Below are 24,762 nucleotides of genomic sequence, written 5' to 3' on the forward strand. Positions count from 1 at the left end.
CTGTTTCACGTGAAACACCCTCCCGCGGTCTCCGTCAGGCCTGGGGAGCCTGCTCGGCCCACCACTGCTTGAGGGCGGCCACCGCCGCCTCGTGCTCCATCGGGCCGTTCTCCAGCCGCAGGTCCAGCAGGAAGGCGTAGGCCTTGCCCACCGCGGGCCCCGGGCCGATCTCCAGGATCTGCTGGATCTCGTTGCCGTCCAGGTCGGGGCGGATCGCGTCCAGCTCCTCCTGTTCCTGGAGCTGCGCGATCCGCTCCTCCAGGCCGTCATAGGTGCGGGACAGCGCGTTGGCCTTGCGCTTGTTGCGGGTGGTGCAGTCGGAGCGGGTCAGCTTGTGCAGCCGGTCCAGGAGCGGGCCCGCGTCGCGGACGTAGCGCCGCACCGCCGAGTCGGTCCACTCGCCGTCCCCGTAACCGTGGAAGCGCAGGTGCAGCTCCACCAGCCGGGACACGTCCTTGACCATGTCGTTCGAGTACTTCAGCGCCGTCATGCGCTTCTTGGTCATCTTCGCGCCCACCACCTCGTGGTGGTGGAAGGAGACCCGGCCGTCGCTCTCGAAGCGGCGCGTGCGGGGCTTGCCGATGTCGTGCAGCAGGGCCGCGAGCCGCAGCACCAGGTCCGGACCGTCCTCCTCCAGCGCGATCGCCTGCTCCAGGACGATCAGCGAGTGGTCGTAGACGTCCTTGTGCCGGTGGTGCTCGTCACTCTCCAGCCGCAGCGCCGGCAGCTCCGGCAGGACGCGGTCGGCGAGGCCGGTGTCCACCAGGAGCGCCAGGCCCTTGCGCGGGTGGGCGGAGAGCAGCAGCTTGTTCAGCTCGGCCTGCACCCGCTCAGCCGAGACGATCTCGATCCGGTCGGCCATGGCCTTCATCGCCGCCACGACCTCGGGGGCGACCTCGAAGTCCAGCTGTGCGGCGAACCGGGCCGCGCGCAGCATCCGCAGCGGGTCGTCGGAGAAGGAGTCCTCCGGGGTGCCGGGGGTCCGCAGCACCCCGGCGGCCAGGTCCTCCAGGCCGCCGTGCGGGTCGACGAACTCCTGCTCGGGCAGGGCCAGGGCCATGGCGTTGACGGTGAAGTCCCGGCGGACCAGGTCCTCCTCGATCGAGTCGCCGTAGGAGACCTCGGGCTTGCGGGAGGTGCGGTCGTACGCCTCGCAGCGGTACGTCGTCACCTCGATCTGGAAGCCCTCCTTCTGGGCGCCGACCGTGCCGAAGGCGATGCCGACGTCCCACACCGAGTCGGCCCACGGCCGCACGATCTTCAGTACGTCCTGGGGACGCGCGTCGGTGGTGAAGTCGAGGTCGTTGCCGAGACGCCCGAGCAGCGCGTCGCGTACGGACCCGCCGACCAGGGCGAGGCGGAAGCCCGCCTCCTGGAAACGGCGGCCGAGCTCGTCGGCGACGGGCGCGACCCGCAGCAGTTCACTGACCGCGCGGCGCTGCACCTGACTCAGGGCACTGGGGTTGTCTTCATTGGCGTTCGGCACAACAGAAAAGGGTACGTGGCCCGCCCGGCCGGGGCCGCCCGGTTTCTCCTGGCGCAGCGCCGCGCGGGCCGCGCCCCGGGCCCGGGAACCGGAACGGACCCGGAACGGATCTTGTGGAGCAAGGCGCGGCACTCGCGCACAGCGCGTCTCGTTACCATGCGTGGACGCAGAACCGACGACCACTGACACTTCGAGGGACTGGTGAGCGCGTGGCCGAGGCGGCAGAAAACCAGGGGGCGGCCTCCGCCCCTGCCCGGCGCCGATGGCTGCGGCGGGCGGTCGTCCTGCTGAGCGGGACCCCGGTGCTGGCCGCCCTCGTCTATGCCCCCGCCCCGGTGGCCCAGGCCGCCGAATCCTCCGTCGACGTCCAGCTGACCGAGGTGTCACCCAACGCTCCGGTCAAGAGCGACACGCTGACCATCCAGGGCACCGTGGTCAACAACGGCCGCGAAACGATCAAGGGAGCCCACGTCGGACTGCGGGTCGGCCCCATGGTGGGCGACCGGTCGGCCATCGACGAGGTGGCGGAGCGCAAGGGCTTCCGGCCCGGCGTGGACCCGGGGGAGATCGACCAGGCCTTCGCCGCGAAGATCGACTCCCTTCCCTCGAAGGTGAGCCAGCCCTTCACGATCAAGGTGCCGGTCAACAAGCTCGACCTGGGCGCCGACGGCGTCTACCAGCTGGGCGTCTCCGTCTCGGGGACGACCGACAGCCGCCCGTCCGAGCAGGTGCTCGGCATCCAGCGGACCCTGCTGCCCTGGCAGCCGGACCCGGCCGCCAAGCGCTCCTCCCTCACCTATGTGTGGCCGCTGATCTCCACGACCCGCGTCACCGCCGAGACGGGCTCGGACGAGGTCCAGACCCCGGTGTTCATGGACGACACCCTCGCCGACGAGCTGCGGCCGGGCGGCCGGCTGGAGCGGATGGTCTCGCTCGGCAAGGACCTGCCCGTCACCTGGGTCATCGACCCCGACCTGCTCGCCACCGTCGACGCCATGACCAAGGGCTACCGGGTCCGCAGCCCCGACCCGGGCGGAAAGCCCGTCCAGGGCCGGAACAAGGCCGTCGCCGAGCAGTGGCTGGGGGCCCTGGAGAACGCCGTACAGGGCAAGAAGGTCGTCGCCCTGCCGTTCGCCGACCCCGACATCGCCTCCCTCGCCCACCACGGCAAGGACGTCTCCGGCACCCTGGGCCAGCTGCGGCCCGCCACCGACAAGGCGAAGCAGGCCGTCGAGACGGTGCTGCACGTCACCGCCTCCTCCGACTTCTCCTGGCCCGTGGACGGCGCGATCGACCCGTCGATCGTGAACGTCGCCACCTCGGCCGGCGCCCACAACGTCCTGACCCGCAGCGACAGCCTCCAGGAGACGGGCGCCCTCGGCTACACCCCGAGCGCCGCCCGCCCCATCGGCGCGGGGACCACCGCCGTGGTCGCCGACGCCGATCTGTCCACCGCCTTCGAGGGCGACATGGCCGGCGCCGGGAACTCCACGCTCGCGGTGCAGCGCTTCCTCGCCCACAGCCTGGCGCTCAACCTCCAGGGCGGCGACGAGCCGCGGAGCTACGTGGTCGCGCCCCAGCGCCGGCCCTCCGCCAGCCAGGCCGACTCCATGGCCCTCGCCCTGCGGGGGCTCCAGGCCGCGCGCTGGACCCAGCCCTCCGACCTGGAGGCGGCGGCCGCCGCCAAGCCCGACCCCGGCGCCGCGACCCAGGTGCCCGGCGCGGGCCAGTACCCGGAGGCCCTGAGCAAGCAGGAGCTCCCGGTGTCGGCGTTCGAGAAGATCCGCACCACCCAGAACACCCTCGACCACTTCAAGGTCATCCTCACGGCCCCGGACCGCGTCGAGATCCCCTTCGGCAACACCACCAACCGGGAGATGTCCACCTCGTGGCGCGGCCGCCCCGAGGAGGGCGACCGCTACCGCGACGAGGTCCAGTCCTACCTGGTCGGACTGACCGACAAGGTGACGGTCGTCCCCAAGTCGGACGCCACCTTGTCCGGACATAGCGCCACGATCCCGGTCAGCGTCCAGAACAGCCTCGTCCAGGACGTGCACAACCTGGTGCTGAGGGTGAAGTCCGACAACCCGACCCGCCTGATGTTCAGCGAATCGGAACAGGAAGTCACCGTTCAGGGCGGCCACAGCCAGACGGTAAAGTTCACCGCCAACGCCACCGCGAGTGGTCCGGTCCAGGTCACCGCACGCCTCTTCACCAAGGACGGCGTGCCGTACGGCAAGGAACGCAAGTTCACCGTCGAGGCCACCGAGATCACCCCCACCGTCATGCTCGTCATCGCCGGCGGTGTGCTCCTCCTGGTCCTGGCCGGCATCAAGATGTACGCCAGCCGCAAGCGGGTCGCCGCGCGGGCGGCCGCCGAGGAGAGCACGCAGCCGAGTGACGAGACCACGGACACCGGACCGCAAAGCACAGAGGGGTCCGGAACGGGTGAGACAGTGGACCGTTGAGCGATGCCGTGGCCGGTCGGCCTGGGGACGATGAGGTGGGGTTGCGATGAACGCGCCGTACGACGGTGACCGCGCGCAGGGCGCCGGCGGGCCTGGGCCCTCCCAGGGCACTGCCCCCGGCACTCCGGTGCCCGGGCAGGTTCCGCCGCCCGCGCCCGCACCGGACCACGACCCCTACGTCCAGGACGCCTACGACTTCGACCCCTACCGGTCGCAGGACCTGTCGGCCCAGGACCCGGTGACCGAGGCCCTCTACGACCGGGCCTCGCACCCGCCGCCGCCGCCGGGCACCTACCAGGAGCCCGGTCCGCTCTACGCCGCTCCCCAGGCCCCCTCGCACGGTCCTGACCCTCGCGTGTGGGCCCAGACCCCGCCGCCGGAGCCGGACGGCCCGTCCCGCCACCTGCCCTACGGCGACCACGCGGCGCGGACGCAGTTCGTCGGGGTGGACTCGCTCGTGACCAACGCCGCGGACGAGCAGCCCGAGCCCGACGCCTTCACCCACCTCTACCGCGACCAGCAGGCGGCCCCCGGTACCCCGGCCGAGGAACCCCCCGTCGCGGCCCCGGCCCCGAGCAAGCCCGCCGGCAAGGCGGCCAGCCTGCTCAAGTCCAGCGCCGTGATGGCGGCCGGCACGATCGTCTCCCGCATCACCGGCTTCGCCCGCACCCTGGTCATCGCCGGCGCCATCGGCGTCGCCACCCTCAACGACTCCTACCAGGTCGCCAACACCCTGCCGACGATGATCTACGTCCTCGTCGGCGGCGGCGCCCTCAACGCGGTCTTCATCCCGCAGCTCGTGCGCGCCATGAAGAACGACGACGACGGCGGCGAGGCCTACGCCAACCGCCTGCTCACCCTCGTCGTCACCCTCCTCGGCGCGGTCACCACCATCTGCGTGCTCGCCGCCCCGCTGTTCATCCGCATGATGTCGCCGACCATCGCGGGCGACCCGAAGCGCCTCGACGTCGCCGTGGCCTTCGCCCACTACTGCCTGCCCACGATGTTCTTCATGGGCGTGCACGTGGTGCTCGGTCAGATCCTCAACGCCCGCGGCCGGTTCGGCGCGATGATGTGGACCCCGGTCCTCAACAACATCGTCGTCATCGCCACCTTCGGCGCCTTCATCTGGGCCTTCGGCGGGTTCACGGCCTCCGGCGTCTCCGAGGCGACCATCACCCCCGAGGGCGTCCGCCTCCTGGGCATCGGCACCCTGCTCGGCCTCGCCGTCCAGTCCCTCGCCATGCTCCCCTACCTGCGCGACGCCGGCTTCAAGCCCCGCCTGCGCTTCGACTGGAAGGGTCACGGCCTCGGCAAGGCGGCCGGCCTGGCGAAGTGGACGTTCTTCTTCGTCCTCGCGAACCAGGTGGGCCTCGTCGTCGTCACCCAGCTCGCCACCGCGGCCGGCACGGCCGCGGAGAAGCTGGGCCACGGCGGTACCGGCATCACCGCCTACAACTACGCGCTGCTGCTGTGGCAGATGCCGCAGGCCATCATCACCGTGTCCGTCATGACCGCGGTCCTGCCCCGGATCTCCCGGTCCGCGCACGACGGTGACGCGGCCGCGGTCCGCGACGACATCTCCTACGGCCTGCGCACCTCGGCCGTCGCCATCGTGCCCTGCGCCTTCGCCTTCCTCGCGCTCGGCGTCCCGATGGCCACCCTGCTCTACGCCAGCGCCGGCAAGGACGCCGTGAACATCGGCTACGTCCTGATGGCCTTCGGCCTCGGTCTGATCCCGTACTCGGTGCAGTACGTGGTGCTGCGCGGGTTCTACGCCTACGAGGACACCCGGACCCCCTTCTACAACACCGTCATCGTCGCCGCGGTCAACGCCGGTGTCTCGGCCCTCGCCTACTTCGTCCTGCCGGCGCGCTGGGCCGTCGTGGGCATGGCCGCCGCGTACGGCCTCGGCTACGTGGTCGGCGTCGGCGTGGCGTGGCGCCGGCTCAAGACCCGTCTCGGCGGGGACCTCGACGGTGCACACGTCATGCGCACCTACACCCGTCTGATCGGCGCGTGCGTCCCGGCCGCCGTGGTGGCGGGCGCCGCCGCCTACGGGGTCATGCACGTCCTGGGCAGCGGAGCCCTCGGCTCCCTCGCCGCCCTGGTCGCCGGCGGCATCGCCCTGGGCGGCGTCTTCCTCCTCGCGGCCAAGCGCATGCGCATCGAGGAGCTCAACTCCATGGTCGGAATGGTCCGCGGCCGACTGGGACGCTGATGCGCACAACCGTCGGGCCCCATCGCGTGTCGTGCATAGCGCCGGACTGTGGGCACAATTGGCATGGCTTCGCAGACTGGCCGACAGCGCGCAACGGATGGGGAGGCAGGGACGACGGTGGCGGAACGTAGCACAGCTGCCGTCGACGTGGCCGACAACAGCGGCGACCAGCCGCTGGCCGCAGATGCGGCCAAGGCCACGGCCGACGGGGTGGACACCCAGAACGGACGAGCCGCGGACGAGCCCATGCCCGAGAAGGACGGCGAACGCAGAAGCGCGGCGACCGCGGCCGCGCCCGAACTCCACAGCGGCCACAAGCTCGCGCGGCGCTACCGCCTCGAGGAGTGCGTCACCCGTCTGGACGGATTCAGCAGCTGGCGCGCCATGGACGAGAAGCTGCGGCGTGCCGTCGGGGTCCACCTGCTGCCCGCCGACCACCCCCGGGCCCGCACCGTCCTGGCCGCGGCCCGCTCCTCCGCCCTGCTCGGCGACCCCCGGTTCGTCCAGGTCCTCGACGCCGTCGAGGAGAACGACCTCGTCTACGTCGTGCACGAGTGGCTGCCCGACGCCACCGAGCTGACCGCTGTCCTCGCCGCGAACACGCTGGAACCCCACGAGGCCTACCAGCTGGTGAGCCAGGTCTCCCAGGCCATGGCCGCTGCCCACCGCGAGGGCCTGGCCCACCTGCGCCTGACGCCCAGCGCGATACTCCGTACCTCCACCGGCCAGTACCGCATCCGCGGCCTCGCCGTGAACGCCGCCCTGCGCGGCATCACCAGCGACACCCCGCAGCGGGCGGACACCGAGGCGATCGGCGCGCTGCTGTACGCCGCCCTCACCCAGCGCTGGCCGTACGAGAACGACGCCTACGGTCTGCGCGGCCTGCCCAAGGGCGTCGGCCTGCTCGCCCCCGACCAGGTCCGCGCCGGCGTCCACCGGGGTCTGGGCGAGCTCGCCATGCGGGCCCTCGCCAACGACGGGGCCACCGCCTCCCGCCAGGAGCCGGCCTGCACCACCCCGGAGGAGCTGGCCAAGGCGGTCGCGGCGATGCCGCGCATCAAGCCGCCGGAGCCCGCCTTCACGGCGCCCCCGGAGTACCAGCACACCACCTACCAGCAGGGCAGCTACGGTCGTCCGGCGCCCGTCGGCATGACCACGGCCCCGATCAACGTCCCCATGCCCCCGCCGCCCCCGCTCCAGAGCCGGACGGGCCGCGCCCTCAAGTGGGGCGTCGCCGCCCTCCTGATCGCCGCCCTGGGCCTGGGCAGCTGGCAGCTCGCCGACGCCCTCCTGGACCGCAACAAGCAGAGCGGCACCGAGAACACCCAGCCCCAGCAGCAGGGCCCCGCGCCGGAGAAGAAGGAACCCGCTCCCCTCGCCATCAAGGACGCGAAGGAGTACTTCCCCGACGGCAACCCGCAGAACGCACCTGACGTCGGCAAGACGTACGACGGAAGCCCCACCAGCTACTGGCGCACCAAGAGCTTCGACGAAGGCCCGGCCCTCCAGATCAAGGATGGAGTCGGCATCGTCTACGACCTCGGCTCCGCGCACGAGGTCAGTGCGGCCTCGATAGCGCTGAAGTACGGCGGCGACCACACCACCCTGGCGCTGTACGCGGTCGATTCGCTGCAGCCGAAGGGCAAGGTCGAGTCGATGAAGAAGATCGCGGGCACGACGGCCAAGGACACCACCGTGAACCTGACGGCCGAGACGCCGGTCAAGACGCGGTACGTGCTGCTGTGGCTCACCGCCCTGCCGTCCGCGCCCTATGACGACTTCAGCAAGGCCGGCTACAAGCAGGGCATCACGGACGTGAAGTTCAAGGGCTGACACACGGCAGGGGAGGGGGCTCACCTTGGACGAAGCCGCGAGCGGCGGGCACAGCGACCAGGATCTCCTTTCCCTGCACGTCGCCGGGGATCCCGACGCCTTCGGGGAACTGGTGCGGCGGCACCGGGACCGGCTGTGGGCCGTCGCGCTGCGGACGCTGGGGGACCGGGAGGAGGCGGCCGACGCCGTCCAGGACGCCCTGGTCTCCGCCTACCGGGCGGCACACACCTTCCGCGGGGACTCCGCGGTGACCACCTGGCTGCACCGGATCACCGTCAACGCCTGCCTGGACCGTGCCCGCAAGGCCGCCTCGCGGCGGACCGCCCCCCTGGACGACACGGAGCGCCTGGAGCGGCTCCTGGAACCCCACGAGTCCGCCGAGGCTCCCGCGGAGCGCCAGGACCTCCACCGCCAGCTCCTGGCCGCCCTCGCCACCCTCCCCGCCGACCAGCGGGCCGCCCTCGTCCTCGTCGACATGCAGGGATACCCCGTCGCCGAAGCCGCCGCCGTCCTCGGCGTCCCCGTCGGAACGGTCAAGAGCCGGTGTGCGCGCGGCCGGGCGAAACTCCTCCCACTCCTCACTCATCTGCGCACGAATGCCGGGGATAACACCGCCACCGAGCGGGGAAGGAACCGGACGCCGGGGGCACCCGTCCCATCTGCGGCAGACCCCAGGCAGCCAGAACCGGACCCAGACCCTGTGAAGGGCGGAGGTGGACGACCGTGACCCCCACGACCGGCAGCGCCGGCACGATCCGGCACCCGGAGGTCTCGGAGATCTCCGACCTGACCGAAGGGCTGCTCTCCCCTTCCCGTACCACCGAAGTCCGCCGCCACCTCGCCGACTGCGCCCTGTGCGCCGACGTCCTCGCCTCCCTGGAGGAGATCCGGTCCCTGCTGGGCACCCTTCCCGGGCCGCCGCGGATGCCCTCCGACATCGCCGGGCGCATCGACGCGGCGCTCGCCGCCGAAGCGCTCCTGGACTCCACCGCTTCCCGGGCCGAGGCGGTGACCGCTCCCCCACAGGAATCCTCGGCCGATGTTTCACGTGAAACGCAGGCTCCCGATCCCGGCCGGACCGGAGCCCGCCGGCCCTCCGGTCACCCGTCCGGCGCAACGGGGCCCGGCCGTCGCCGCGCCCGCCGTCGGATCGCCGTCCTGACCGGTCTGGCCGGGGCGGCCGCCTGTGTGCTCGGCGTCCTCCTCTTCAACGGGCTGACCGGGACCGGCGCCCACGACACCAGCACGAGCAACAACACGGTCCGGGTCGCCGGCTCGCCTGCCCCCGGGGAGTACACCGCTCAGGGACTTCAGCAGAACGTCCACCGGCTGCTGGCCGCGGCTCCCTCCGCGAACGCCCTCAAGACCGCCCCTGGGGACTCGAACCGGACCATGGAGCTGGGCGACGCCTCTCCCGGGCTGGCCCCCGCCGAGCGGCCGGGCTCGCCGGAGCCGGCCCCGGCCGCGGTGCCCCCCTGCGTGCAGCGGGCCACCGGCCGCACCGAGACCCCGCTCGCCGCCGAACCGGGCCGCTACCAGGACGCCCCGGTCTACCTCGTCGTCCTGCCGCATCCGCAGGACCCCGCCCAGGTGGACGCCTACCTCGTGGCCGCGGGCTGTGCCGACAACCCCTCCGGGTCCCCCGAAAAGCCCCTCCTCACCCGGACGTACCCCCGTAACTGAAGGGCTCCGCGGGCGGCGCCCGGCGCATCCGGAGGCAGAGGGTGCCGGCCGGGGAATGCGCGCGCCGTAGGATCCGTTGGGTGGGGTGAGAGTCCGCACCGGCCCCCGGTAGGCACCACGAAGTCCGCAGAGACGAGGAAAGAACCCGTGAGCGACGTACGAAACGTGATCATCATCGGCTCCGGGCCGGCCGGTTACACGGCCGCCCTGTACACCGCACGCGCTTCGCTCAACCCGCTGGTCTTCGAGGGTGCCGTGACCGCCGGCGGCGCGCTGATGAACACCACCGAGGTCGAGAACTTCCCGGGCTTCCGGGACGGCATCATGGGCCCGGACCTCATGGACAACATGCGTGCGCAGGCCGAGCGCTTCGGCGCGGAGCTCGTCCCCGACGACATCGTCTCCGTGGACCTCACCGGTGAGATCAAGACCGTCACCGACACCGCCGGCACCGTGCACCGCGCCAAGGCCGTCATCGTCACCACCGGCTCCCAGCACCGCAAGCTCGGCCTCCCGAACGAGGACGCCCTCTCCGGACGCGGCGTCTCCTGGTGCGCGACCTGTGACGGGTTCTTCTTCAAGGACCAGGACATCGCCGTCGTCGGCGGCGGCGACACCGCGATGGAGGAGGCGACCTTCCTCTCCCGCTTCGCCAAGTCCGTCACGATCGTCCACCGCCGTGACACCCTGCGCGCCTCCAAGGCCATGCAGGACCGCGCCTTCGCCGACCCGAAGATCAGCTTCGCCTGGGACAGCGAGGTCGCCGGCATCCACGGCGAGCAGAAGCTCTCCGGCCTGACGCTGCGCAACACCAAGACCGGTGCGACCTCCGAGCTGCCCGTGACCGGCCTGTTCATCGCCGTCGGCCACGACCCGCGCACCGAACTGTTCACCGGCCAGCTCGACCTGGACGACGAGGGCTACCTCAAGGTCGACGCGCCTTCCACGCGCACCAACCTCCCCGGTGTCTTCGGCGCCGGCGACGTCGTGGACCACACCTACCGTCAGGCGATCACCGCCGCCGGCACCGGCTGCTCCGCCGCACTCGACGCGGAGCGCTTCCTCGCGGCGCTCTCGGACGCCGAGCCCGCCGCCGCGACCGTCTGATCCCGCACCACCCCCCTACACCCCACCCCGCAGGAAAAAGGAGGCCGCTGTGGCCGGCACCCTCAAGAACGTGACTGACGCCGACTTCGATTCCGAGGTCCTTCGCAGCGACAAGCCCGTGCTCGTGGACTTCTGGGCCGAGTGGTGCGGTCCGTGCCGCCAGATCGCCCCGTCCCTGGAGGCGATCGCGGCCGAGTACGGCGACCAGATCGAGATCGTCAAGCTCAACATCGACCAGAACCCGGGCACGGCCGCCAAGTACGGCGTCATGTCCATCCCGACCCTGAACGTCTACCAGGGCGGCGAGGTCGTCAAGACCATCGTGGGTGCCAAGCCGAAGGCCGCCATCCTGCGCGACCTGGACGGCTTCATCGAGGCCAAGACCGCCTGACGCAGTCTCCTGTGAAACGGGGCCGCCCCTTCGAGGGGTGGCCCCGTTCCGCATGCCCGGCGTCCGTCACAGCGGCCGCAGCGCCGGTTCCTTGCGGGCCCTCGCCCCGCCCAGCAGCCGGTCCAGGGCCAGTTCCACGTCTTCCTTCCACGACAGCGTCGTCCGCAGCTCCAGCCTCAGCCTCGGATGAGCCGGATGGGGCCTTACGGTCTTGAAGCCCACGGACAGCAGGTGGTCGGCCGGCAGCAGGCAGGCGGGCCGCTCCCAGCGGGCGTCACCGAAGGCCTCGATCGCCTTGAAGCCCCGCCGCAGCAGGTCCTTGGCGACCGTCTGCACCATGACCCGCCCCAGGCCCTGACCCTGATAGCCCGGCATGATCCAGGCCGTGATCAGCTGCACCGCGTCCGGGGAGACCGGGCTGGTCGGGAAGGACGCGGCGCGCGGTACGTAAGCGGGCGGCGCGTAGAGGACGAATCCCACCGGAACCTCGTCCACGTAGACCACACGGCCACAGGATCCCCAGTCCAGGAGGACAGCCGAGATCCAGGCTTCCTTCTCCAGGTCCGCGGTGCCCGCTTTGACCGCGGCCTCACCGGTGACGGGATCCAGTTCCCAGAACACACAGCTGCGGCAACGCCTGGGCAGGTCCTGGAGGTTGTCCAGCGTGAGCGGTACGAGCCGACGACCCATAACCGCATCGTAGCCACTGCCCCCTGCTTCTTCGAGGGTGGACATCTCGGAGAAGCAGGGGGCAGTGGGGAAAACGGGAGGGGAAGGGCTACTCCCCGGACAAGCCCTGTTCGAGCACCCGGCCCTCGCCCGGCGCCAGGGTGCCCAGGATCCGCTCCAGGTCCTCCATCGACGCGAACTCGACGGTGATCTTGCCCTTCTTCTGGCCCAGATCCACCTTCACCCGCGTCTCGAACCGGTCCGACAGACGCGTCGCCAGCTCGCTGAGCGCCGGAGAGACCCGGCCCCCGGCCCGAGGGCCCTTGGGCTTCACGGTGCTCGACGGCTCGGAGCCCATCAGCTGGATGATCTCCTCGACCGAGCGCACCGACAGCCCCTCGGCCACGATCCGCTGAGCCAGAGCGAGCTGCTCCTCGGCGTCCTCCACCGCCACCAGGGCTCGCGCGTGACCGGCCAGCAGCACGCCGGCGGCCACCTTCTTCTGCACCTCCGGCGTGAGCCGCAGCAGCCGCAGGGTGTTCGTGACCTGCGGACGGGAGCGCCCGATCCGGTCCGCCAGCTGGTCGTGGGTGCAGTTGAACTCCCGGAGGAGCTGGTCGTAGGCGGCAGCCTCCTCCAGCGGGTTCAGCTGCGCCCGGTGCAGGTTCTCCAGGAGCGCGTCGAGGAGGAGCTTCTCGTCCTCCGTCGCCCGGATGATCGCGGGGATGGTCTCCAGACCCGCCTCACGGCAGGCGCGCCAGCGCCGCTCGCCCATGACCAGTTCATAGCGCCCCGGGTCGGCCGCCTGCCGGACGACCACCGGCTGGAGCAGGCCCACCGTCTGGATCGAGGTCACCAGCTCCGCGAGGGCGTCCTCGTCGAACACCTCGCGCGGCTGCTTCGGGTTCGGCGTGATGGCGTCCAGCGGAAGCTCCGCGAACGTCGCCCCCGCGATGTCCGGCTCCGCGGCCACCGTCTCCACCGGCGGCAATGTTTCACGTGAAACTCCCCCAGCTACCGCTGGGGGAGCCCCCATGCCCTGGCTCAGAGCGGCGAGCTTCGCGGCCGCGATGCCCCGCTCCGACGTCAGTACCGGTACCGCCGACGGAGACGTGGACCCGGCACCCATCACCGGCGTCTTCTCCTGGGGAGCGGCCGGGATCAGCGCGCCGAGCCCCCGCCCCAGACCCCTACGTCGCTCACTCACTGGATCCCCTCCGCCATGCTCTGCGTGCCGTTCATGCCCGCGCCCAGGTGGGCGTTCTGGGTGTCGTAATGGATTCCGGCTCCCCGGAGCGCGATCTCACGCGCCGCCTCCATGTAGGAGAGTGCTCCGCTGGAACCCGGGTCGTAGGTGAGGACCGTCTGCCCGTAGCTCGGGGCCTCCGAGATGCGCACCGACCGCGGGATGCTGGTGCGCAGCACCTCCTTGCCGAAGTGGGTGCGCACCTCCTCCGCCACCTGCGAGGCCAGCCTGGTCCTGCCGTCGTACATGGTCAGCAGGATGGTGGACACGTGCAGGGTCGGGTTCAGGTGGGCGCGCACCAGGTCGACGTTGCGCAGGAGCTGGCCCAGCCCCTCCAGCGCGTAGTACTCGCACTGGATCGGGATCAGTACCTCCGCGCCCGCCACGAGGGCGTTCACGGTCAGCAGGCCCAGGGAGGGCGGGCAGTCGATCAGGATGTAGTCGAGCGGCTGCTCGTACGCCTGGATCGCGCGCTGGAGCCGGCTCTCTCGGGCCACCAGGGAGACCAGCTCGATCTCCGCACCCGCGAGGTCGATGGTGGCCGGGGCGCAGAAGAGGCCCTCCACGTCCACCACCGGCTGGACGACCTCCAGCAGCGGTCGGCTGTCGACGAGCACGTCGTAGATGGAGGGCACGTCCGCGTGGTGGTCGATGCCGAGCGCCGTGGAGGCGTTGCCCTGCGGGTCCAGGTCGATCACCAGGACGCGCGCGCCGTGCTGTGCCAGGGAGGCCGCCAGGTTGACGGTCGTCGTGGTCTTGCCGACGCCGCCCTTCTGGTTGGCGACCACCATGATCCGGGTCTCCGCCGGCCGGGGCAGGGGGACGCCGGAGCGGCCGATGGGCTCCACCGCCTGCTGCGCGGCCCGCTCGATCGGGGTGTCGTCGTCGTTGTCCACGAGGGGCGCGGGCGCCTCCGTCCCGGCCGCTGCCGGGGGCGCGCCCAGGGAAATGTCGTCGCCTGGGGGTTCAGAGCGGGGACCGGGGACCGGATCGGTCATCGGCCCCGCGAGGTTGGCGTCGGACCGCACGGTGTCACTCTCCTCGGCAGCGGGCTCGCGATGAACAGAGCCTGCCATGCCACCCGGGTCGCGAACCAGCGGGGCCCGTGCTCCTGTGGATGAATCCACCGTTGTGGACAACTCCGTCACCCCCCTCTCCTGGCGGGGACGGGGGGCCGCAGCAGCCCGGCCGCGGCTGATGATTCCGTGCAGCAGAGAGCGACGTTTCACGTGAAACACGATGCCGGGACGGAGTCTTCAGCCCGCTACGACACTCCGAAATCCATACCTATAGGGCGCAACCCGCCCCGGATCGCCTCCACGACGCCGGCGTCAGCGGCGCCGGCGCGTCCGGCTCACCCGGGCGGCCTTGGCCCGCTTGGCCGCGAAGCGCACCCCGCCGGGGCTCTCCCCGACCTCCACGCGGACCACCGTGGACAGGGGGTCGACCACACCTTCGCCGACCTGGAGCACTGAGGTCTTCACCACACCGAGCTTGCTGAGCGCGGTCTTCGCGGAGACCAGCTCCTCCTCGGCCGTGTCGCCCTTGAGCGCCAGCATCTCGCCGTAGGGACGCAGCAGCGGCACGCCCCAGCCCGCCAGCCGGTCCAGCGGGGCGACCGCCCGCGCCGTGACCACGTGGACCGGCTGGACCTTGCCCAGCACCTCCTCGGCCCGGCCGCGCACGACCGTGACGTGGTCCAGCCCCAGCAGCTCGACGGCTTCCTGGAGGAAGGTCGTGCGGCGCAGCAGCGGCTCCAGCAGGGTGATCTTGAGGTCCCGCCGGACCAGGGCGAGCGGGATCCCGGGCAGACCGGCCCCGGAACCCACGTCGCACACGGTGACGCCGGCGGGCACCACCTCGGAGAGCACCGCGCAGTTCAGCAGGTGCCGCTCCCACAACCGGGGAACCTCACGAGGGCCGATGAGCCCTCGTTTGACGCCCGCGTCAGCGAGCAGCTCCGCATACCGCACAGCTTCCGGGAAAAATTCACCGAACACCGCGCGCGCCTCTTCGGGCGCCGGGGGAAGCTCCGCTGCCTCCGTCACGGGGACCGTCCTTCCGTACAGAACCGCTCACGCCAAAACCGTGGTCGTTCAACTGCCAGGCTTACAAACATCGGCCCCGCCTGCGACACAGGCGGGGCCGACTCACAGCATTCCGGATCAGGCCGGAAGCACAACGACGAAGCGCTGCGGCTCCTCGCCCTCGGACTCGCTCTTGAGGCCCGCGGCCGCCACGGCGTCGTGGACGACCTTGCGCTCGAACGGGGTCATCGGGGCCAGCTTCAGCGGCTCGCCCGAGGCCTTCACGTCCGCGGCGGCCTGGGCGCCCAGGGCAGCCAGCTCCTCGCGCTTCTTCGCCCGGAAGCCCGCGATGTCCAGCATCAGCCGGCTGCGGTCCCCGGTCTCCCGGTGCACCGCGAGGCGGGTCAGCTCCTGGAGGGCCTCCAGGACCTCACCGTCACGGCCGACGAGCTTCTGCAGCTCGCGGCCGCCCGAGTCGCTGACGATCGACACCGAGGCGCGGTCCGCCTCGACGTCCATGTCGATGTCGCCGTCCAGGTCGGCGATGTCCAGCAGACCCTCAAGGTAGTCGGCCGCGATCTCGCCCTCCTGCTCGAGGCGGGTGAGGGTGTCGCCACTCTCAGCGGCGGCGGTGGTGGTGCCTTCCGTCACGGGAGGGACTCCTTCTACTTCTTGGAGGGCTTGCTGGGGGGCGTCTGGCGCTTCGACTTCGACTGCCGCTTGGGCTGCTGCCGCTTCGTCGCGACACCGCCACTCGCCGCGTCGGCGTCCGCGGTGGCCTCGGAGCTCCTGGTCACGGAGCCGTCGGCCTGGGCGGCCATGCCCTGCTTCGACAGCGCGGTGATGAACTTGCGCTCGTTGTCGTTACGGTCCGGGCCCTTGGCCACGATGGCCGCGACGATCTTCTTCTTGCCCCGGCCCTTGACGTTCCCGTGGGTGGAGACGTGCTTCAGGAGACGGGTCAGGTACTGGTCCTGCGCCTTGCTGCCCGGCGTCGGGTTCTGGTTGATCACGTACATCTGCTGGCCCATGGTCCACACGTTGGTGGTCAGCCAGTAGACGAGGACACCGACGGGGAAGTTGATGCCCATGAAGGCGAAGATCAGCGGGAAGATGTACATCAGCATCTTCTGCTGCTGCATGAACGGCGTCTTGACCGAGAGGTCGACGTTCTTCTGCATCAGCTGACGCTGGGTGTAGAACTGCGACAGCGACATCATGACGATCATGACGGCGGTCACGATGCGCACGTCGGTGATCGAGGCGTTGAGGCTCGCGACCTTCTCGCTGCTGTCCATGAACTTGGCGGCCAGCGGGGCGCCGAAGATGTGCGCCTGGCGGGCGCTCTCCAGCAGCGACTGGTTGATCACGCCGATGGTCTTGCCGTTGGCGATGGCCGCGAGCACGTGGTAGAGCGCGAAGAAGAACGGGGACTGCGCCAGGATGGGGAGGCACGAGGAGAGCGGGTTGGTGCCCGTCTCCTTGTACAGCTTCATCATCTCTTCGGACTGACGCTGCTTGTCGTTCTTGTAGCGCTCCTGGATCGCCTTCATCTTCGGCTGGAGCGCCTGCATGCCGCGCGTGGCCTTGATCTGCTTGACGAAGAGCGGGATCAGGCAGATACGGATCAGGACCACCAGGGACACGATGGACAGGCCCCAGGCCCATCCACTGTCCGCACCGAAGATCGCCCCGTACAGCTTGTGGAACTGGACGATGATCCACGACACGGGTGTGGTGATAAAGCTGAACAGACTGGCAATCGTGTCCACTAATCAGGCTCCTTGAGCATTGCGAGATCTACGCAACGCACTGCGCAGCTGCTCGTGCCAACGCGGGCGTTTACGGGGTGGGACGTAGTCGACACCACCCGGGGACCACGGGTTGCACCGCAGGATCCGCCAGGCGGTCAGAAACGTCCCCTTCACCGCACCATGCCGGTCGATGGCCGTGAACCCGTAGCGCGAGCACGACGGGTAATAGCGGCACACCGGCCCGAGCAGCGGACTGATCGTCCACTGGTACAGCTTGATCAAAGCGAGCAGCGGGTACTTCATCGAGCCACGCCTCCCAGCAGCCGCCCGAGGGCGGCGTCCAGGTCGCGGGCCAGCTCGTCCACGCCGGCGTCGGCAGCTCCGGGCAGGGCCCGCACCACCACCAGGCTACCGGCGGGCAGCCGGGCCAGCCGGTCGCGGACGAGGTGCCGCAGGCGGCGCTTCACCCGGTTCCGGACGACTGCGACGCCGACGGCCTTGCTGACGACGAAACCCGCACGCGGCGAGGGAACAGTCTCCCCCGGCTCGTGCGGGTCCGTGGCACCGCTGGTACGTAGGTGGACGACGAGGAGCGGGCGACCTGCCCGGCGACCTCGGCGCACCGCGCTCGCGAAGTCCTCGCGCCGCCTCAGCCGATTCTCGGGAGACAGCACGACGTCACGACCTGCGCGTTGTTACGCGGAGAGGGCGGAACGGCCCTTGCTGCGGCGGTTCGCCAGGATGGCGCGGCCGGCGCGGGTACGCATACGCAGACGGAAGCCGTGGGTCTTGGCACGACGGCGGTTGTTCGGCTGGAAGGTGCGCTTGCTCACTCGGGGGCTCCAGAGAATGAATCGTTGTGGCGGTACATCGCCTGGCTGTCACCGTGCGCCCACGAGGAACTCGCGTGTTCGCCCGAGTGGACACCGCTAAATGATCACAATCAGTGATCTTCGCCCATCGGTAGGCAGGCGGCAGCAGCCATCGACAACTCGACCTCGCTACGGTACGCGGGGCTACGCCATCCGGTCAAACCGAGCGCCCCCTGCCCCACACTGTGCACAGGCTGTGGACAACGACTTGAACCGCACCCACCGGCCTGACTACCGTTGCCTGATCCCTGTTTTTTGTCCCGACCGTCCCAAAGAACCACACATTCGTGGGACGAGGGACCTGTGAGAGAGCGTGCTCTGTGGCTGACGTACCTGCCGATCTTGCCGCAGTGTGGCCACGCGTGCTCGAGAAGCTGCTCGGGGAGGGTCAGCAGGGGATCGAGCCGAAGGACAAGCAGTGGGTGGAACGCTGCCAGCCACTGGCCCTCGTCGCCGACACCGCCCTGCTCGCCGTCCCCAACGAATGGGGCAAGCGGGTGCTCGAAGGCCGCCTCGCCCCGCTGATCAGCGACGCCCTCAGCCGCGAGTGCGGCCGCCCGATCCGGATCGCCATCACCGTGGACGACTCCGCCGGCGAGCCCGCACCCCCCGCCGCGCCCACCTCCTCCTCCCGCGAGGCCTACGAGCCGTACGGCGGCCCGCGTCCCGGCCCCGGCCCCGGCGAGGAGCAGCTGCCCACCGCCCGCCCCGCGTACCCGGAGTACCAGCAGCCGCGCCCCGAGCCCGGCGCGTGGCCCCGCGGCGGCCAGGACGACTACGGCTGGCAGCAGCAGCGCTTCCCCGAGCGCGACCCCTACGCCTCCCCCCAGCCCGGCTACCTCCAGCAGCCGGAGACCGGCGGCTACGAGCAGGGCGGCTACGAGCCGCAGAAGTACGAACAGCAGACGTACGAGCAGCAGAAGTACGAGTCCCCCCAGTACGAGCAGCAGAAGTACGAACCCCAGCAGTACGAGCAGCAGTCCTACGACCAGTCCTCGTACGAGCCGTCCCCGCCGCGCCCGGCCCCCGGCCGGCCCACGCCCGCGCCGCCGCCGTCGGCCCCGTCCGGCGGCTCGACCTCGGGACCGCTGGAGCCGACCGCACGGCTGAACCCCAAGTACCTCTTCGACACCTTCGTCATCGGTGCCTCCAACCGCTTCGCGCACGCCGCGGCGGTGGCCGTGGCCGAGGCGCCGGCGAAGGCGTACAACCCGCTGTTCATCTACGGGGAGTCGGGACTCGGCAAGACGCACCTGCTGCACGCCATCGGGCACTACGCGCGGAGCCTCTACCCCGGCACCCGGGTGCGGTACGTGAGCTCGGAGGAGTTCACCAACGAGTTCATCAACTCCATCCGCGACGGCAAGGGCGACGCCTTCCGCAAGCGCTACCGCGAGATGGACATCCTGCTCGTCGACGACATCCAGTTCCTGGCGAGCAAGGAGTCGACGCAGGAGGAGTTCTTCCACACCTTCAACACGCTCCACAACGCCAACAAGCAGATCGTGCTCTCCTCCGACCGGCCGCCCAAGCAGCTGGTGACCCTGGAGGACCGGCTCCGCAACCGCTTCGAGTGGGGTCTGATCACCGACGTCCAGCCGCCCGAGCTGGAGACCCGGATCGCGATCCTGCGCAAGAAGGCCGTGCAGGAGCAGCTCAACGCCCCGCCGGAGGTGCTGGAGTTCATCGCCTCCCGGATCTCGCGCAACATCCGCGAGCTGGAGGGGGCGCTGATCCGGGTCACGGCGTTCGCGAGCCTCAACCGGCAGCCGGTGGACCTGGGCCTGGCCGAGGACGTCCTCAAGAACCTGATCCCGGGCGGCGAGGACAGCGCGCCGGAGCTCACCGCCGCCGACATCATGGCGGCCACCGCGGACTACTTCGGTCTGACCGTGGACGACCTGTGCGGATCCTCGCGCAGCCGGGTGCTGGTGACGGCGCGGCAGATCGCCATGTACCTGTGCCGGGAGCTGACGGACCTGTCGCTGCCGAAGATCGGGGCCCAGTTCGGCGGCCGCGACCACACCACCGTCATGCACGCGGACCGCAAGATCCGCGCCCTGATGGCGGAGCGGCGCTCCATCTACAACCAGGTCACGGAGCTCACCAACCGCATCAAGAACGGCTGAGGACGGCCCCCGGCCGGCGCGTCAGGGGCCTCTCGACCCCAGCACAGGGCGCTCCCGGATCCCACCGGGGGCGCCCTTCGTCGTTCGTGCGCCCCAGCTCTGTTCGAATACGCCCCCGGGAGCGGCAGTTGTCCACAGATTCCGCAACTTTCTTCCGTCCACAGCCTGAGGACAGTGATCCTCACCCACAATCTGTCCACAGGGGTGCAGGTTGAGGCCCCATCAGCCCAGGTCAGACAGCTGTGGAATTGTGCGCAAGCGCCATCCACAGCCTGTGGACAGAAAAATCATCCACAGGCTCATCCACTTCTCTGTCCACCGCTGACTCACAGGCTGGCGCATCCTGTGCACAGGTTCCCGACGGTTCTCCACACGGTTGTCCACTGTTCGGCAACCGGCCCCCTCCGATCACCGTCGCGAGTGAAAGCCGTCACACGGATGTCGACGTTTGGGCTGTGGACTTCTGGGGAAAAACTGGGGACACACCTGTGGAGTAGTGAGGGTCCCCTGGGGACGGCCTGTGCAGAACTTTGCTTTCTCCACAGAGACACCGTGTTGTCCACCGGTGCCACCCACAGGGTGTGGGGATAAAAAACCGGGGCTGACCTGCGAAAACGAGCTTTTCCACCGTTTCCACAGGCCCTACTACTACCCCCATAGACAGTTAGCGTGGATTCGGTTTTCAAGCAGGTCCTGTGCACAACTCGTCGGACGGCCGCCCCGACGCCTCGCTCCCGACTTGACCGCCAGCCGCAACGACTGTCGGCGCCGTACGTCAGACTGGTCCCCGGCATCGGTCGAGGCATCGACGACCGACGACGAAGGCCGGCAGACGAGCGAGCAACAGCAGGAGGCGGTTCCGGTGAAGATCCGGGTGGAGCGCGACGTACTCGCGGAGGCGGTGGCCTGGGCCGCACGCAGCCTCCCGGCCCGGCCGCCGGTCCCCGTCCTCGCGGGCCTGCTGCTCAAGGCCGAGGAGGGCACCCTGTCCCTCTCCGGCTTCGACTACGAGGTCTCGGCCCGCGTCTCGGTCGAGGCGGACGTGGAGGAGGACGGCACCGTCCTCGTCTCCGGCCGGCTCCTCGCCGACATCTGCCGCGCCCTCCCCAACCGCCCGGTGGAGATTTCCACAGACGGTGTACGGGCGACCGTGGTCTGCGGCTCCTCACGGTTCACACTCCACACCCTGCCTGTGGAGGAGTACCCGGCCCTGCCGCAGATGCCCACCGCCACCGGCACCGTCCCCGGTGAGGTCTTCGCCTCCGCCGCCGCCCAGGTGGCCATCGCCGCCGGCCGTGACGACACGCTGCCCGTGCTGACCGGTGTCCGCATCGAGATCGAGGGCGACCGCGTCACCCTGGCCTCCACCGACCGCTACCGCTTCGCGGTCCGCGAGTTCCTGTGGAAGCCGGAGAACCCGGACACCTCGGCCGTGGCCCTGGTGCCCGCCAAGACCCTCCTCGACACCGCCAAGTCCCTGACCAGCGGTGACACCGTCAGCCTGGCGCTCTCCAGCTCCGGCCAGGGCGAGGGCCTCATCGGCTTCGAGGGCGCGGGCCGCCGCACCACCACCCGCCTCCTCGAGGGCGACCTGCCGAAGTACCGCACGCTCTTCCCGACGGAGTTCAACTCGGTCGCCGTGATCGAGACCGCCCCGTTCGTCGAGGCCGTCAAGCGCGTGGCCCTCGTCGCCGAGCGCAACACCCCGGTCCGCCTCAGCTTCGAGCAGGGCGTCCTCATCCTGGAGGCCGGGTCCAGCGACGATGCACAGGCTGTGGAGCGCGTCGACGCGACGCTGGAGGGCGACGACATCTCGATCGCCTTCAACCCGACGTTCCTGCTCGACGGCCTGAGCGCGATCGACTCGCCCGCCGCCCAGCTCAGCTTCACCACGTCGACCAAGCCCGCCCTGCTCAGCGGCCGTCCCGCGGTCGACGCCGAGGCGGACGAGGCCTACAAGTACCTGATCATGCCGGTCCGCCTCTCCGGCTGACGCCCTTCCGGTACGCCGGTACCGGGCCCGGTCCCGCAGCAGCGGGGGCCGGGCCCGGCGCCGTGCGGAGCGGCCTGTCGCCACGCCCCGGCGTAGGCTCGGACCCGGCGGGCGACCCAGGAGAAAACGGCCGGAAACCACCGGTCCCCGGGGAGCCCCGACACAGACGGCCCCAACGCTTAAGGAACCCACCTGATGGAGCTCGGTCTCGTCGGTCTCGGCAAGATGGGCGGTAACATGCGCGAGCGCATCCGCCGCGCAGGCCACACCGTCATCGGATACGACCGCAACCCGGACCTCGCCGATGTCCACAGCCTGCGGGAGCTTGTGGACAGCCTCCAGTCCCCCCGCGTGGTGTGGGTCATGGTCCCGGCAGGCGCCGCGACGCAGTCCACCGTGGACGAGCTGGCGGAGCTGCTCTCCCCCGGCGACATCGTGGTCGACGGCGGCAACTCCCGCTGGACCGACGACGAGAAGCACGCCGAGGAGCTCAAGGCCAAGGGCATCGGCTTCGTCGACTGCGGCGTCTCCGGCGGCGTCTGGGGCCTGGAGAACGGCTACGCGCTGATGTACGGCGGCGACGAGAAGCACGTCGCGGCCGTACAGCCGATCTTCGACGCCCTCAAGCCCGAGGGTGACTTCGGCGCCGTGCACGCGGGCAAGGTCGGCGCCGGCCACTTCGCGAAGATGGTCCACAACGGCATCGAGTACGCCATGATGCAGGCCTACGCCGAGGGCTGGGAGCTCCTGGAGAAGGTGGACTCGGTCACCGACGTCCGCGAGGTCTTCCGGTCCTGGCAGGAGGGCACGGTCATCCGCTCCTGGCTGCTGGACCTCGCCGTCAACGCGCTGGACGAGGACGAGCACCTCGAAGGCCTCAAGGGCTTCGCCCAGGACTCGGGCGAGGGCCGCTGGACCGTCGAGGCGGCGATCGACAACGCGGTGCCGCTGCCGGCGATCACCGCCTCGCTGTTCGCCCGCTTCGCCTCCCGCCAGGACGACTCGCCGCAGATGAAGATGATCGCGGCCCTGCGCAACCAGTTCGGCGGCCACGCGGTCGAGAAGAAGTAACCGCACCACAGCACCACACAGCACAGCAGCAGGAAGCCGGGGGAGGTCGGCGCCGTATGCACGTCTCGCATCTCTCGTTGGCCGACTTCCGCTCGTACGCCCGGGCCGAGGTCCCCCTCGCCCCGGGCGTCACGGCTTTCGTGGGCCCCAACGGCCAGGGCAAGACCAACCTGGTCGAGGCCATCGGCTACCTGGCCACCCTGGGCAGCCACCGGGTCTCCTCCGACGCCCCGCTCGTGCGCATGGGCGCCGACCGGGCCGTCGTCCGCGCCGCCGTCACCCAGGGCGAACGCCAGCAGCTGGTCGAGCTGGAGCTCAACCCGGGCCGCGCCAACCGGGCCCGTATCAACAGGTCCTCGCAGGTCAGGCCCCGGGACGTGCTGGGGATCGTACGGACCGTGCTGTTCGCCCCCGAGGACCTGGCCCTGGTCAAGGGCGACCCCGGCGAGCGGCGGCGGTTCCTGGACGAGCTGGTCACCGCCCGCTCCCCGCGGATGGCGGCCGTCCGCTCCGACTACGAACGGGTCCTCAAGCAGCGCAACACCCTGCTGAAGTCGGCGGCGATGGCGCGCCGGCACGGCGGCCGGTCCATGGACCTGTCCACCCTCGACGTGTGGGACCAGCACCTCGCCCGCGCCGGCGCCGAGCTGCTCTCCCACCGGCTCGACCTGATCGCGACCCTGCTGCCGCTGGCCGACAAGGCCTACGAGCAGCTCGCGCCCGGCGGCGGCCCGCTCGGGCTGGCCTACAAGGCCTCGGCGGGAGAGGCGGTCGACCGCGGGGAGGCCCGTACCCGCGAGGCGCTCTACGAGGTGCTGCTGGCGGGCCTGTCCGAGGTGCGCAAGCAGGAGATCGAACGCGGGGTGACCTTGATGGGGCCGCACCGCGACGACGTGCTCCTGCGCCTCGGCGACCTCCCCGCCAAGGGGTACGCCAGCCACGGCGAGTCCTGGTCGTACGCGCTGGCGCTGCGACTGGCCTCGTACGAGCTGCTGCGCGCGGAGGGCAACGAACCGGTGCTGATCCTGGACGACGTCTTCGCGGAGCTGGACGCCCGCCGCCGCGAGCGGCTCGCGGAACTGGTGGCTCCGGGCGAGCAGGTCCTCGTGACGGCGGCGGTGGACGACGACGTGCCGGACGTGCTGACGGGGACGCGGTACGCGGTGTCCGGCGGTGAGGTGACCCGGCTGTGAACGACGGCGAGCAGCAGAAGCGGAAGGCTCCGGAGCCCTCCGGAGTGGACCTGGCCCGGCAGGCCCTGGCCGCCGCGCGCGAGCAGGCGCGGGCCCGCGGCAACGCGGTGGGCGGGCGCAAGCGCCAGCAGCAGCCGGGGCTGCGCTCCGGCGCGCGCGCCGACGGCCGGGACCCGATGCCGCTGATGGCGGCGCTGGACCGGCTGCGCACCGAGCGCGGCTGGGAGATGCCGATCGCGGTCGCCGGGGTGATGGAGCGGTGGGCCGACATCGTCGGCCCGGAGATCGCCGCGCACTGCGAACCGGAACGGTACGAGGAGCGGGAGCTGCTGGTCCGCTGCGATTCCTCCGCGTGGGCCGCGCAGCTGAAGCTGCTGGCGCCGCAGCTGGTGGCGCGGCTGAACGCGGACCTCGGGCAGGGGACGGTCCGGCTGATCAAGGTCCAGGGTCCGGGTGGGCGGCCGAAGCGGTACGGGCCCCTTCGGGCGCCCGGTGGTTCCGGGCCCGGGGACACCTGGGGCTGAGCCCTCTGCCTCAGTGGCCGCGTCTGGGGGATGAGCCCGGCTGCGCCGGGTCGGGGGGGGGGGGGGGGGGGCGCCCCCCCCCCCGGACCCCCCCC

The 24,762-nt window shown here is 70.7% G+C and carries 22 protein-coding genes; 12 read left to right on the forward strand and 10 right to left on the reverse strand.

Annotated features, from left to right (window positions below):
- Positions 1-34: 34 nt before the first annotated feature.
- Positions 35-1,486, reverse strand: a complete 1,452-nt coding sequence (locus ACFVXK_RS01170; protein ID WP_389609157.1) for a CCA tRNA nucleotidyltransferase — start codon at positions 1,484-1,486, stop codon at positions 35-37.
- 209 nt (positions 1,487-1,695) lie between these two features.
- Between ACFVXK_RS01170 and ACFVXK_RS01175 the strand changes: the two genes are divergently transcribed.
- The 7 genes from ACFVXK_RS01175 (at position 1,696) to trxA (ending at position 11,189) form a co-directional block, all read left to right on the forward strand.
- Positions 1,696-3,954: a DUF6049 family protein gene (locus tag ACFVXK_RS01175; RefSeq protein WP_389609158.1), complete on the forward strand. Its 2,259-nt coding sequence runs from the start codon at positions 1,696-1,698 to the stop codon at positions 3,952-3,954.
- Between the two features lie 46 nt (positions 3,955-4,000).
- The gene (gene murJ / locus ACFVXK_RS01180; RefSeq protein ID WP_389609160.1) at positions 4,001-6,175 is read left to right on the forward strand and encodes a murein biosynthesis integral membrane protein MurJ; all 2,175 of its coding nucleotides are present in this window, start codon (positions 4,001-4,003) and stop codon (positions 6,173-6,175) included.
- 117 nt (positions 6,176-6,292) lie between these two features.
- Positions 6,293-8,008, forward strand: a complete 1,716-nt coding sequence (locus ACFVXK_RS01185) for a protein kinase family protein (RefSeq protein ID WP_389609161.1) — start codon at positions 6,293-6,295, stop codon at positions 8,006-8,008.
- Positions 8,009-8,033: 25 nt separating this feature from the next.
- The gene (gene sigM, locus ACFVXK_RS01190) at positions 8,034-8,735 is read left to right on the forward strand and encodes an RNA polymerase sigma factor SigM (protein ID WP_389609163.1); all 702 of its coding nucleotides are present in this window, start codon (positions 8,034-8,036) and stop codon (positions 8,733-8,735) included.
- Positions 8,732-9,691, forward strand: coding sequence for an anti-sigma factor family protein (locus tag ACFVXK_RS01195; RefSeq protein ID WP_389609164.1), 960 nt, complete (start codon positions 8,732-8,734; stop codon positions 9,689-9,691). Before sigM ends, ACFVXK_RS01195 begins: the two co-directional genes overlap by 4 nt.
- Before the next feature lie 147 nt (positions 9,692-9,838).
- Complete coding sequence (gene trxB / locus ACFVXK_RS01200) at positions 9,839-10,798, forward strand: thioredoxin-disulfide reductase (RefSeq protein ID WP_389609166.1); 960 nt, start codon at positions 9,839-9,841, stop codon at positions 10,796-10,798.
- 49 nt (positions 10,799-10,847) lie between these two features.
- On the forward strand, positions 10,848-11,189 hold the full coding sequence (trxA, locus tag ACFVXK_RS01205) for a thioredoxin (RefSeq protein ID WP_389609168.1): 342 nt from the start codon (positions 10,848-10,850) through the stop codon (positions 11,187-11,189).
- 66 nt (positions 11,190-11,255) lie between these two features.
- Here the strand turns inward: trxA and ACFVXK_RS01210 are convergent, their stop codons facing one another.
- The 9 genes from ACFVXK_RS01210 to rpmH form a co-directional block, all read right to left on the reverse strand.
- Positions 11,256-11,879: a GNAT family N-acetyltransferase gene (locus ACFVXK_RS01210; protein WP_389609170.1), complete on the reverse strand. Its 624-nt coding sequence runs from the start codon at positions 11,877-11,879 to the stop codon at positions 11,256-11,258.
- An 88-nt stretch (positions 11,880-11,967) separates the two neighbouring features.
- Positions 11,968-13,065, reverse strand: coding sequence for a ParB/RepB/Spo0J family partition protein (locus tag ACFVXK_RS01215; protein ID WP_389609172.1), 1,098 nt, complete (start codon positions 13,063-13,065; stop codon positions 11,968-11,970).
- Positions 13,062-14,180, reverse strand: coding sequence for a ParA family protein (locus ACFVXK_RS01220; protein WP_389609174.1), 1,119 nt, complete (start codon positions 14,178-14,180; stop codon positions 13,062-13,064). The genes ACFVXK_RS01215 and ACFVXK_RS01220 overlap by 4 nt, the downstream gene beginning before the upstream one ends.
- Positions 14,181-14,435: 255 nt before the next feature.
- The gene (gene rsmG, locus ACFVXK_RS01225; RefSeq protein ID WP_389609176.1) at positions 14,436-15,152 is read right to left on the reverse strand and encodes a 16S rRNA (guanine(527)-N(7))-methyltransferase RsmG; all 717 of its coding nucleotides are present in this window, start codon (positions 15,150-15,152) and stop codon (positions 14,436-14,438) included.
- A gap of 117 nt (positions 15,153-15,269) precedes the next feature.
- Positions 15,270-15,782, reverse strand: a complete 513-nt coding sequence (locus ACFVXK_RS01230; protein ID WP_389609178.1) for a protein jag — start codon at positions 15,780-15,782, stop codon at positions 15,270-15,272.
- Positions 15,783-15,796: 14 nt separating this feature from the next.
- Entirely contained in the window at positions 15,797-16,903 is a 1,107-nt protein-coding gene (gene yidC / locus ACFVXK_RS01235; protein WP_389609179.1) for a membrane protein insertase YidC, read from the reverse strand.
- A 3-nt stretch (positions 16,904-16,906) separates the two neighbouring features.
- Positions 16,907-17,188, reverse strand: a complete 282-nt coding sequence (gene yidD, locus ACFVXK_RS01240) for a membrane protein insertion efficiency factor YidD (RefSeq protein WP_388942595.1) — start codon at positions 17,186-17,188, stop codon at positions 16,907-16,909.
- Positions 17,185-17,559, reverse strand: coding sequence for a ribonuclease P protein component (gene rnpA / locus ACFVXK_RS01245; RefSeq protein WP_389609180.1), 375 nt, complete (start codon positions 17,557-17,559; stop codon positions 17,185-17,187). Before rnpA ends, yidD begins: the two co-directional genes overlap by 4 nt.
- A 21-nt stretch (positions 17,560-17,580) precedes the next feature.
- Positions 17,581-17,718, reverse strand: coding sequence for a 50S ribosomal protein L34 (gene rpmH, locus ACFVXK_RS01250; protein ID WP_007265229.1), 138 nt, complete (start codon positions 17,716-17,718; stop codon positions 17,581-17,583).
- A gap of 401 nt (positions 17,719-18,119) precedes the next feature.
- Here rpmH and dnaA point away from each other — a divergent pair, with 401 nt between their 5' ends.
- The 5 genes from dnaA to ACFVXK_RS01275 all read left to right on the forward strand — a co-directional run bounded on the left by dnaA (position 18,120) and on the right by ACFVXK_RS01275 (position 24,667).
- The gene (gene dnaA / locus ACFVXK_RS01255; protein WP_389609181.1) at positions 18,120-19,886 is read left to right on the forward strand and encodes a chromosomal replication initiator protein DnaA; all 1,767 of its coding nucleotides are present in this window, start codon (positions 18,120-18,122) and stop codon (positions 19,884-19,886) included.
- 862 nt (positions 19,887-20,748) lie between these two features.
- On the forward strand, positions 20,749-21,879 hold the full coding sequence (dnaN, locus tag ACFVXK_RS01260; RefSeq protein ID WP_358891470.1) for a DNA polymerase III subunit beta: 1,131 nt from the start codon (positions 20,749-20,751) through the stop codon (positions 21,877-21,879).
- Between the two features lie 195 nt (positions 21,880-22,074).
- Positions 22,075-22,950 carry a phosphogluconate dehydrogenase (NAD(+)-dependent, decarboxylating) gene (gene gnd, locus ACFVXK_RS01265; RefSeq protein WP_389609184.1) on the forward strand — a complete coding sequence of 292 codons (876 nt, stop codon included), beginning with the start codon at positions 22,075-22,077 and terminating at the stop codon, positions 22,948-22,950.
- Positions 22,951-23,006: 56 nt separating this feature from the next.
- Entirely contained in the window at positions 23,007-24,143 is a 1,137-nt protein-coding gene (gene recF / locus ACFVXK_RS01270; protein WP_389609186.1) for a DNA replication/repair protein RecF, read from the forward strand.
- Positions 24,140-24,667, forward strand: a complete 528-nt coding sequence (locus ACFVXK_RS01275; protein ID WP_389609188.1) for a DUF721 domain-containing protein — start codon at positions 24,140-24,142, stop codon at positions 24,665-24,667. The genes recF and ACFVXK_RS01275 overlap by 4 nt, the downstream gene beginning before the upstream one ends.
- Positions 24,668-24,762 lie beyond the last annotated feature (95 nt).

The organism is Streptomyces sp. NPDC058157 (assembly GCF_042884105.1).
In the GTDB taxonomy this organism is placed as follows: Bacteria; Actinomycetota; Actinomycetes; order Streptomycetales; family Streptomycetaceae; genus Streptomyces.